Source organism: Nocardia sp. NPDC059764, assembly GCF_042732555.1.
Lineage (GTDB): Bacteria > Actinomycetota > Actinomycetes > Mycobacteriales > Mycobacteriaceae > Nocardia.
The window spans coordinates 1-10,032 of sequence record NZ_JBHWHH010000226.1 but is presented as its reverse complement, the minus strand read 5'-3'; the positions used below and the strand labels follow the sequence as shown (position 1 = coordinate 10,032).

The following is a 10,032-nucleotide window of genomic DNA, read 5'->3' as shown; positions in this document are numbered from 1 at the left end:
GAACCGGGGGGCTGAACTACTTTCCGGCCCTGTTCTTCAGCGCGGTGACGATCTCGTTGACCGCGGCCAGCACGTCCTGTGCGGCGTGGTCGAGATTGGCCCGCACCTGTTCGAGGGTGGCCTGGAAGTCCTCGGGGGTGATCTTGTCGGCGAAGGACTTCGCCATGTCGGCGAGGTCGGCGGCCGCGGTCTGAGCTCGTTCGGCCAGTTCGGCGGCGGCGCCGCTGGCGCGTTCGGCCAGCTGCCCGGTCGCCGCCCCGGCCCGCTCGCGCAGGTCGGCGGCGGTGACGCCGAGATCGGTGGTCAGGTCGTCGGCGGTGGTGCGCAGGTCGTCTGCCAGGCGTTCGGTCGCGTCCTCGAACTTCGACGCGCCGTCGCCGAGATCGTCGTCGGTCGGCATGATCGGACCCCTATTTCGATCCGCGGTCGGGCATCTCCTTGACCTTGTCGGTCAAGCCGCCCGCCTCGTTGCCGTCGCTGAAAGCACTCATCGGAACCTCCTACGTGGGTGGTCACGCCCGGAAGAGCGGCGATCTTTCAGCAATTGATACTAGTCGGTTTGTTCGAGGCTGGGGCGTACTCAGTTCACCGGGCCCAGGACGCGTTCGATGTAGGCGTTGGTGAACCGGCCCTTGGGGTCGAAACGGCGGCGCACCTCGGCGAAGCGGTCCCACTCCGGGTAGCGCTCACGCAGCGTCTCGGCGGTCTGGAAGTGTCGCTTGCCCCAGTGCGGGCGGCCGTTGTAGCGGTCGAAAACGCGTTCGCAGGCGCGGAAGTACGGCTCGTAGTTCATGCCCTCGTACTGGTGCACCGCGATGTAGCAGGTCTCGCGGCCGCCGGCGGGGGACAGGAAGGCGTCGTCGGGGGCGACCCAGCGCACCTCGATCGGCATCGGGGTGTCGAAATGCTTGGCCACCTCCTTGATCTCGCGGATGGCGTCGATCGAATGCTCGCGCGGGATGGCGTATTCCATCTCGGTGAAGCGGAACAGCCGGGGGCTGGCGAAGACCTTGTAGGAGCGTTCGACCTGGCGGCGGTAGCTGCCCGCGTAGGCGGCGCTGCGCTGGACCATCGGGATCAGGCTCGGGCGCCACCGGGTGAGTTTGCACAGCGCGTCGAAGGTGTAGTTGGTCATGAGGATGTCGGAGAACCAGTCGACCGCCTTGCCGCGCGGTTGCTCGGCCAGGTCGACCCGATTGTTGCGCTTGGTCATGGCCAGCGGGCTGTGCGCGAACATGTAGAACTCGAAGTGCTCGTTGCCCTCGACGTACGTGTCCAGATCGGCCAGTACGTCCTCGACCGGGACCGGCCGCTCGACGCCCTCGAGCACGAACGACGGCACCATCTGCAGGGTCACGGCCGTGACCACGCCCAGCGCGCCGACATTCACGCGCGCGGCGCGCCAGCCGTCGGGGTCGGTCTGCTCGTTGAGTTCGACCCGGCTGCCGTCGGCCAGCATGAGCTCCACCGAATGCAGTGCGGCGGAGAGGTTCTGCAGCTTGGATCCGGTCCCGTGGGTACCGGTCGCGGTGGCGCCGGCGATCGACTGCACGTCGATGTCGCCGAGATTGGGGAAGGCCAGGCCCAGCGGGTGCAGCGCGTTGCTGGCGGCGTTGAGGGTGATGCCGGCCTCGACGCGGACCAGGCCGGTGGCGCGGTCCACGTGCAGGATCTTGTCGAGCTGGTTCAGCCGCATGAGCGTGCCGTCGGTGAGCACGGTCTCGGTGAAGGAATGTCCGGACCCGGCGACCCGGACGGTGTGGCCGTTCGCTTCGGCCTGAGCGAGTACTGCCGCGACGTCCTCGGGCGAGCTCGGTTCGGCGATGGACGCCGGGGTACAGCTCTGATCCCCGGCCCAGTTCACCCAAGAGTTGGTCATGCGACCAACTTTAAACCGCCAGTGTGATGCGCGCTACCGTTTGCGCGGGTTGAAGGCGGCCGCCTTCGCTCGCTCGACCTCGTCCTCGGACAGCGGAGGCTGCGTGAGCGGCAGGCGAGGCACGCTGTCGCCGCGCACGCCATTGAGAATCACCGCCATGTAGCGCTCCCACACTTCGGGATTGACCGGCCGCGCGAAGCCCGCGATGCCGTCGACCATATTCACCATGGCGAAGAAATCGGCCGGTTCGATGTCGGGCTGCAACACGCCCGCGTCCTTGGCGCGTGCGATGACCGCCTGCATGCCGGGCCGGATCTGATCCTTCATGCACACGAAGCGGTCCATGCTGTCGTGCAGTTCGAGGAGCACCTCGCTGAAGCCCCGGTTGGCGGCGATGTGCCGGCAGGAGTACTCGAACAGGTCGGTCAGGCCCGTCCAGGGATCCGGGTGGTGCAGCGCCACGTTCACGGCCTCGGCCAGTTCGGTGACCATCTGCTCGAAGACCTCGGAGATGAGCTCCTGCTTGTTGGCGAAGCGGCGGTAGACCGTGCCGACGCCGACGCCCGCCCGCTCGGCCACATCGTCGAGGGTGACGTCCAGCCCGCGATCGGCGAACAGCTCGCGGGCGGCCGCGATGATGCGCTGCTGATTGCGGGCGGCGTCCGCGCGCAGACGCCGAGGTGGGGGCGCGGTGGTGACGTGATTCACAGGCTAATCCTATCAGCAATCGGGATTATCCGGAGGAGGTATCTCCGTTTAGCTGGTAGCTTGATCGGCAAGCGGAGATGGTTTCTCCACTAAGTTTAGGGGACGAGGACACCAACCATGACTACAGCGCTCGAGAAAGACGTCACAGCCCCGGCTGCGACCGGGGACAAGGCAGGGCGGCGCGGATCGCACGCCCTGCGCTGGTGGGTGCTCGCCGTGCTCGGCGTCGCCCAGTTGATGGTCGTGCTCGACGCGACCGTCGTGAACATCGCGCTCCCGCACGCGCAGGCCGACCTCGGCTTCTCCAACGGCGACCGGCAGTGGGTCATCACCGGCTATGCGCTGGCCTTCGGCTCGCTGCTGCTGCTCGGCGGACGGCTCTCCGACCTGTTCGGCCGTCGCACCACCTTCATCACCGGTCTGATCGGCTTCGCGGTCGCCTCCGCGGTCGGCGGCGCGGCCGGCAACTTCGAGGTGCTGGTCGGCTCCCGCGTCGCGCAGGGCGTGTTCGCCGCGCTGCTCGCGCCCGCCGCGCTCTCGCTGCTGACCGTCACCTTCACCGAACCCGCCGAGCGCGCAAAGGCATTCGGCATCTTCGGCGCCATCGCCGGCGCGGGCGGCGCGCTCGGCCTGCTGCTGGGCGGCGCGCTCACCGAATGGGCCTCGTGGCGCTGGGTGATGTACGTGAACCTGGTCTTCGCGGCCGTCGCGCTGGTCGGCGCGATCGTGCTGCTGGCCAAGCACACCGCCACCACCCGTCCCAAGCTCGACCTGCCCGGCACGGTGACGGTGACCGCCGCGCTGTTCGGCATCGTCTACGGCTTCTCGCACGCCGAATCCGACGGCTGGACCAATGGCGTCACCCTGGCCTTCCTGATCGGCGGCGTCGCGCTGCTGGGCGTGTTCGTGTGGCTGGAACAGCGCGTCGCGCACCCGCTGCTGCCGCTGCGCGTGGTGCTGGACCGCACCCGTGGCGCGTCCTACGTCGCCGTGTTCACCATCGGCATCGGCATGTTCGCCATGTTCCTGTTCCTCACCTACTACATGCAGCAGCAGCTGGGGTACTCGCCGATCCGCACCGGCGTCGCGTTCCTGCCGATGGTCGCGGGCATGGTCGCCGCCTCCACCACCGTGCCCGCGCTGCTCATTCCGCGGGTGGGCCCGAAGGTGACCGTGGTGACCGGATTCCTGCTCGCCACACTGGGAATGGCGCTGCTGACCCGCATCGGCGTGGACACCGGCTACGCGAGCCACATCCTGCCGAGCCTGCTGCTGATGGGCCTGGGCCTGGGTATGGCGATGTCCACCGCCTTCAGCGGCGCGACCGCGGGCGTGGAGCACGCCGACGCCGGCGTCGCCTCGGCCATGGTGAACACCAGCCAGCAGGTGGGCGGCTCGATCGGCACCGCGCTGCTCAGCACGCTGGCCGCGACCTCGTTCAACGACTATGTGGCCGGGCACGTTCCGCCGTCGCCGCGGGTGCTGGCCGAGGCGGCCGTGCAGAGCTACACCACCACCTTCTGGTGGGCCGCCGCGATCTTCGTGGTCGGCGCGGTGGTCACCGGGCTGATCATGCCGAACAAGGTACCGGTCCCCGCCGAGGGCGAACCCGTTCTCGCGCACTGAGATCCGAACCCCTGGACATCGTGGTCCAACCATGAAAGCGGCCCCGCTCGCCGATCCGAGCGGGGCCGCTTCGTTTTCCTTGCTTACCGCGATCAGCGGCAGTTGGAGGGCGGGGCCAGATCCAGCGGCACCTGGTCGTTGCCGCCGTGCCATTCGTAGAGCGGCTGACGGATCAGCTCGGGCACGATCTCGAGCGCGTTCTCGTGCATGGTGCGGATCAGCGCCGGGTCGTTCTCCTGGCCCCGGGTGAAGACCTCGCCGATGCTGTGGTTGGCGCCGACCGAAATGATGTCGTCCACACAGGAATTGGCGATCCGGTCACGCATCCAGTAGCCGTACGGCGTGAGTGAGCTGTCGAGCTGCATCTCGCCGGGGTACTCGCGTTCCATGCCCGCGGCCACCTTCACGAACGGCTGATACGACAGCAGCGGGCGCGGCCCGGGGCCGGGGGAGATCAGCGTGGTCACCGCGGCGATGGGCGCGCCGGTGGAATTGGTGGAGCGGAACAGGATCTGCCACACCGTCGCCCCGGGGAACGGATGGGCGGGCACCTGGCGGGAGTTCAGCACGTCACCGTTCTGGGCGGCGTCGAGATTCCCTGCGGCGTAGTAGAATCCGTCCGGATCTGGGACGGGGAAAATCGCCCCGGCGTGCGCCGCGGGCGCGGCCGCCATGACGGCCACCAGGACCGTGGCGATTCCGAAGCTCTGAACCAGCATCTTTCCGATCGACTGGCGCACCGCCAACTTGGCTCTCCTCGAGGCCGATGGGACAACTCCGGGCAAGCCGCACTATCCTCGCAGTTCCGGGCTGCTGTTCGGGCTCAGCAACACGCCAGACAGCGGCGATTGGGCCAGGCACATCGAAGGGAGGGTGATGGCGGCGAACACCGTGGGCGTCGACGTCGCCCTGCTCGGCGTCATCGCCCTGGGCGGCGCGATCGGGGCGGAGGTGCGCTACGGGGTGGGCGTCCTGCTGCCGCAGCGCGGTCCGATCCCCTGGCACACCTTGGCGGTCAACGTGATCGGTTGCTTGCTCATCGGGGTACTCATGGTCTGCATCACCGAGATCTGGGCGGCGCACCGGCTGTTACGGCCGTTCCTCGGGGTCGGTGTGCTGGGCGGATTCACCACCATGTCCACATACGCCGGGGAAGTTCGTACACTGCTCGAATCGGGCCGAATCGGCTACGGGCTCGGCTACCTCGGGGGGACGGTGGTGACCGGGCTGATCGCGGTCGTGCTGGGCGTGGGTGCGACACGATGGATATCGGGAACGGCGCGACGATTGGGGGCAGGACGATGAGCACGGAGTCCGACACCGACACGGTCCGGCGGTGGATACCGGCGTCGCGGCTGACGGTGCTGCTCGGCGAGGACGACACCTATCGGCATCGGCCCCGCTATCACGAGATCGTGCGGCGTGCCCGGGATGCCGGATTGGCCGGGGCGAGCGTGTGGCGCGGCGTCGAGGGGTACGGGGTGTCCTCCCAGATCCACACCACCCGACTGCTCGATCTGGCCGAGCGGCTGCCGGTGATGGTGATGATCGTCGATGACACCGACCGGTTGCGTTCTTTCGTGGAAACGAATGCGGACCTGCTGGATTCACTGACTGTCGCACTCTCGCCCGTCGACGTCTTCGACAGGGTGCGGCGGTGACCGCGCTGGCGGTGATCCTCGGCGCGCTGCTCGGTGCGCCCGCCCGATATCTGGTGGATCGCGCGTTGGCCCTTCGATTCGATAGTGTTCTCCCCCTGGGCACACTGACGGTGAACATGGGCGGTTCGGCGTTGCTGGGCGCGTTGATCGGTGCGGGAGCAAACCATTGGCTCTTCGCAGCCGCGGGAACGGGCTTCTGCGGCGCACTGACCACGTTCAGTACCTTCGGATACGAAACGGTTCGATTGGCCGAGGAGGGCGCTTACAGCTATGCGGTGGCGAACGTCGTGATCGGCGTCGGCGCGAGCCTGGCCGCGGCCTACCTCGGTGTCCAACTCGGGCAGTGGGTACGGCCGTGATCCTCATGACCAGCCGGGCGCAGGCGATACGGAAGGGAGGTGCGAGCATGGCCCACGATCGAGCCGGACGACCGGCGCGGGCCACGGACCTCGAGGACATCGCGCACCTGGTGACCGCCTACTACAGCCGCATCCCGGATCCGGCCGATCCCGCGCAGCTGGTCTCCTTCGGCACCTCCGGGCATCGCGGATCCAGCCTGGACTGCGCGTTCAACGAGGCGCACATCCTGGCCATCACGCAGGCCATCGTGGAATACCGGGCCTCGCGCGGCATCACCGGGCCGGTGTACCTGGCGCGGGACACGCACGCGCTGTCCGAGCCCGCCTGGACCACCGCCCTGGAGGTGCTCGCCGCCAACGATGTCACCGCGGTCATCGACGCCCGCGACAGGTACACGCCCACACCGGCTTTGAGCCACGCCGTGCTGCGCCACAACCGGGGCGGCACCCGGCATCAGGCCGACGGCATCGTGGTGACGCCCTCGCACAATCCGCCCCGCGACGGCGGCTTCAAATACAACCCGCCGCACGGCGGCCCCGCCGACACCATCGCCACCGACGCCATCGCCGCCCGCGCCAACGAGCTGCTGCGCACCGGGCTCTCCGAGGTCAGGCGCACCTCGCTGGCGCACGCGCTGGCCACCAACGTGGAACGCTACGACTATCTGGACCGCTACATCTCGGACCTGCCCAACGTGCTGAATCTGGACGCCATTCGCGGTGCCGGGATTCGGCTGGGCGCGGACCCCATGGGCGGCGCCTCCGTGGACTACTGGGAGGAGATCGGCCAGCGCTACGACCTCGAGCTCGAGGTGGTGAACCCGTTCGTCGACCCGACGTGGCGGTTCATGACGTTGGACTCCGACGGGCGGATCCGGATGGATCCGTCCTCGCGCTACGCCATGGCCTCACTGGTGGCGATTCGCGACGATTACGATATTTCGACCGGCAATGACGCGGACGCGGACCGGCACGGAATCGTGACTCCCGATGCGGGACTGATGAATCCGAACCACTACCTGGCGGTGGCGATCGAGTACATGATCGCCAACCGGATGGGCTGGGACGCGCTGACCAAGATCGGCAAAACGGTGGTGACGTCCTCCATGATCGACCGGGTGGTCGGGGTGCTGGGGCGCGACGTGTACGAGGTGCCGGTCGGGTTCAAGTGGTTCGTGCCCGGATTGTTCAGCGGCAGCCTCGCTTTCGGCGGCGAGGAGTCCGCGGGCGCCTCGTTCCTGCGCATGGACGGCACCGTCTGGACCACCGACAAGGACGGTATCCTGCTGGCCCTGCTGGCCGCGGAGATCACCGCTGTCACCGGGCAGAGCCCGTCCACCCGCTACGCCGAACTCGAGAAGCGCTACGGCTCACCCGCCTACGCCCGCGTCGACGCCACCGCCACCGCGGAACAGAAGACCCGCCTCGCGGCGTTGACGCCGGACATGATCACCGCGACCGAAATCGCCGGCGAACCCATCACCGGCATCCAGACCCGTGCCCGCGGCAATGGCGCGGCCCTGGGCGGGCTCAAGATCACCACGGAGAACGCGTGGTTCGCGGCCCGGCCCTCCGGAACCGAGGACAAGTACAAGATCTACGCCGAATCCTTCGAGGGCCCCGAGCACCTCGTACAGGTGCAGGCGGCCGCGGAGGAGATCGTCGGACACGCGTTGTCCGGTGAGTAGTACGGCGTTCGGCCGGATATCGGAATGAGTGGATCGGTGTGTGCGGTCGGTGAGTGAATCGGTGCTGGAGACGCGGCGGCGGCTACCCGTGGAGATCTGGGTGCTGGTGGGCTCGGCCTTCACCATCGCCATCGGATTCGGTTTGGTCGCACCGGCCCTGCCGCAGTTCGCGCGGAGCTTCGACGTCGGCGTGGCGTCGGCCTCGTTCATCGTGAGCGCGTTCGCGTTGATGCGCTTGATTTTCGCCCCCATGGCCGGGCGGCTGCTGCAGAAACTGGGCGAGCGCCCGGTCTACTTGACCGGCCTGCTCATCGTGGCGGTCTCCACCGGCGCGTGCGCCCTCGCGCAAAGCTATTGGCAGCTCCTGGTTCTGCGTTCCCTGGGCGGCATCGGATCCACCATGTTCACGGTGTCCTCCCTGGGCCTGGTGATCCGCATGTCCCCGCCCGCCGAACGCGGCCGCGTCTCCGGCGTCTACTCCACCAGCTTCCTCATCGGCTCCATCAGCGGCCCGCTGGTCGGCGGCGCCCTGTCCTTCCTGGGCCTGCGCGCCCCCTTCCTGATCTACTGCGTCGCCCTGCTGATCGCCAGCCTCATCGTCTATGTGGCCCTCCGCGATTCCCCTCTCGCTCTGCCGGAGAAGACCGACGGCGCGCCCACCATGTCCTTCCGCGAAGCGGTCGCCCGTCCCGCCTATCGCGCCACCCTGTGGACGAACTTCGGCAACGGCGCCGCCGTCTTCGGCGTCCGGATGGCCTTGGTCCCGCTGATCGTCGTGGAGGTCCTGAAACAGGACGCCGCCCTGGCGGGCGTAGCCCTCACGGCTTTCGCCCTCGGCAACGCCTCGGTCCTGTTCCTCTCGGGCCGCTGGTCGGACACCCTGGGCCGCAGGCCCTTCCTCATCGCGGGCACCTCGATCTGCGCCGTAGGCACAGCGGGCATCGGCCTCGCCTCGACCCTGCCCTGGCTCCTCGCCGCCTCCGCCCTCGCGGGCATCGGATCAGGAATGTTCACGCCCGCCCTGCAGGCGGCGGTCGCCGACATCATCGGCCCCGGACGCCGTGGCGGCCCGGTCCTCGCGGGCTACCAGATGTCCGCCGACCTCGGCACCTTCCTCGGCCCCTACGCCATCGGCCTGCTCGCCGACCGCGTCTCCTACGGTGTGGCGCTCGGCGTCACCGGCGTGCTCCTCGCCTCCGCCTCCGCGGTCTGGCTGGTCGTGCCCGAGACCCTGCGCCGCAAGGAAGCCGCGCTCGCCGTCGACCGCTAGGGGTGGGTATCGGTGGGGTAGGGGTGTCGGGCAGAGTGGTGCGGGTGAGCAATCCGACTTCGAAGCACACGCCGCAGCCGGTCTCGAGCAAGACCACCTATGCGCTGGCCGGGGTGGCGGTGGTGGTGATCGTGCTGATCGTGTTCGCGGTGTTCCAGTGGAACCGCGGTGGCGGGGACGCGGTGCGCAACGACGGGTACGGGTCGGCGCACGATCCGGCCGTGGAGGTGGCGCTGGACTCCGACGGGGCCATCGTGCTGGGGAAGCCCAAGGTGGCGAAAACCCTTGACGTCTACGAGGATCCGCTGTGCCCGGCGTGCGGCCAGCTGGAGAAGGTCAACGGCCAGGAGATCGCCCAGCAGGTCGACGAGGGCAAGCTCGCGGTGCGGTACCGGCTGGTGAACTTCCTCGACTCGCGCTCGGGCAGCAAGGACTACTCCACCCGCGCCGTCGCCGCCAACGAATGCGTCGCGCAGGACGGGAACGGCCCCGTGTACGCCAAGTTCCACGAGCTGCTCTTCACCACGAAGCAGCCCTCCGAGGGCGGCTCCGACCACGACAACAAGGAACTCGCCGCCATCGCCAAGGAAGCGGGCGCGAGCGACTCCGTCGCCAAGTGCATCACCTCCGGCGACCGCGCCGACACCGCCCGGGCCCACGCCACCGCCGCCCTGAAGGCACTCGGCGACGCCCTGAACGGTCCTGCCGCCACCCCGTCGGTCTTCCTCGACGGCAAGAAGGTCGACCGCGGCAACGCGGACTGGGTGCTCAGCGCCGCGAAATAGGCTGCGGAACAGCGGTCTTCGAACAACCGATTCAGGCCGGGCGGTCGACTCCTGCG

The 10,032-nt window shown here is 68.5% G+C and carries 11 protein-coding genes; 7 read left to right on the top strand and 4 right to left on the bottom strand.

Annotation, left to right across the window (positions count from 1 at the left end; all coding sequences use genetic code 11):
- Positions 1 to 16: 16 nt before the first annotated feature.
- From ACFV4K_RS32155 to ACFV4K_RS32145, 3 genes are all read right to left on the bottom strand, one after another.
- Positions 17 to 400 carry a hypothetical protein gene (locus ACFV4K_RS32155; protein WP_379279995.1) on the bottom strand — a complete coding sequence of 128 codons (384 nt, stop codon included), beginning with the start codon at positions 398 to 400 and terminating at the stop codon, positions 17 to 19.
- A gap of 180 nt (positions 401 to 580) precedes the next feature.
- On the bottom strand, positions 581 to 1,879 hold the full coding sequence (locus ACFV4K_RS32150) for a D-arabinono-1,4-lactone oxidase (protein WP_379279994.1): 1,299 nt from the start codon (positions 1,877 to 1,879) through the stop codon (positions 581 to 583).
- Between the two features lie 33 nt (positions 1,880 to 1,912).
- Positions 1,913 to 2,587, bottom strand: a complete 675-nt coding sequence (locus ACFV4K_RS32145) for a TetR/AcrR family transcriptional regulator (protein ID WP_379279992.1) — start codon at positions 2,585 to 2,587, stop codon at positions 1,913 to 1,915.
- A 117-nt stretch (positions 2,588 to 2,704) separates the two neighbouring features.
- Between ACFV4K_RS32145 and ACFV4K_RS32140 the strand changes: the two genes are divergently transcribed.
- Complete coding sequence (locus ACFV4K_RS32140) at positions 2,705 to 4,213, top strand: MFS transporter (protein WP_379279991.1); 1,509 nt, start codon at positions 2,705 to 2,707, stop codon at positions 4,211 to 4,213.
- A gap of 92 nt (positions 4,214 to 4,305) precedes the next feature.
- Here ACFV4K_RS32140 and ACFV4K_RS32135 read toward each other — a convergent pair whose 3' ends face one another.
- Positions 4,306 to 4,959 (bottom strand): hypothetical protein, encoded by a 654-nt coding sequence (locus tag ACFV4K_RS32135; RefSeq protein WP_379279990.1) that lies wholly within the window; start codon positions 4,957 to 4,959, stop codon positions 4,306 to 4,308.
- A gap of 130 nt (positions 4,960 to 5,089) precedes the next feature.
- Here ACFV4K_RS32135 and ACFV4K_RS32130 point away from each other — a divergent pair, with 130 nt between their 5' ends.
- From ACFV4K_RS32130 to ACFV4K_RS32105, 6 genes are read left to right on the top strand one after another with little or no spacing between them, the layout of a single operon-like run.
- Positions 5,090 to 5,518 carry a fluoride efflux transporter FluC gene (locus tag ACFV4K_RS32130; protein WP_379279988.1) on the top strand — a complete coding sequence of 143 codons (429 nt, stop codon included), beginning with the start codon at positions 5,090 to 5,092 and terminating at the stop codon, positions 5,516 to 5,518.
- The gene (locus ACFV4K_RS32125) at positions 5,515 to 5,874 is read left to right on the top strand and encodes a DUF190 domain-containing protein (RefSeq protein ID WP_379279986.1); all 360 of its coding nucleotides are present in this window, start codon (positions 5,515 to 5,517) and stop codon (positions 5,872 to 5,874) included. The genes ACFV4K_RS32130 and ACFV4K_RS32125 overlap by 4 nt, the downstream gene beginning before the upstream one ends.
- Complete coding sequence (gene crcB, locus ACFV4K_RS32120) at positions 5,871 to 6,233, top strand: fluoride efflux transporter CrcB (protein ID WP_357086534.1); 363 nt, start codon at positions 5,871 to 5,873, stop codon at positions 6,231 to 6,233. The genes ACFV4K_RS32125 and crcB overlap by 4 nt, the downstream gene beginning before the upstream one ends.
- Before the next feature lie 47 nt (positions 6,234 to 6,280).
- Positions 6,281 to 7,921 carry a phosphoglucomutase (alpha-D-glucose-1,6-bisphosphate-dependent) gene (gene pgm / locus ACFV4K_RS32115; protein WP_379279985.1) on the top strand — a complete coding sequence of 547 codons (1,641 nt, stop codon included), beginning with the start codon at positions 6,281 to 6,283 and terminating at the stop codon, positions 7,919 to 7,921.
- A gap of 49 nt (positions 7,922 to 7,970) precedes the next feature.
- Positions 7,971 to 9,191, top strand: a complete 1,221-nt coding sequence (locus tag ACFV4K_RS32110; RefSeq protein WP_379279983.1) for an MFS transporter — start codon at positions 7,971 to 7,973, stop codon at positions 9,189 to 9,191.
- Positions 9,192 to 9,235: 44 nt separating this feature from the next.
- Positions 9,236 to 9,976, top strand: coding sequence for a DsbA family protein (locus ACFV4K_RS32105; RefSeq protein WP_379279982.1), 741 nt, complete (start codon positions 9,236 to 9,238; stop codon positions 9,974 to 9,976).
- The last annotated feature ends 56 nt before the right edge of the window (positions 9,977 to 10,032 follow it).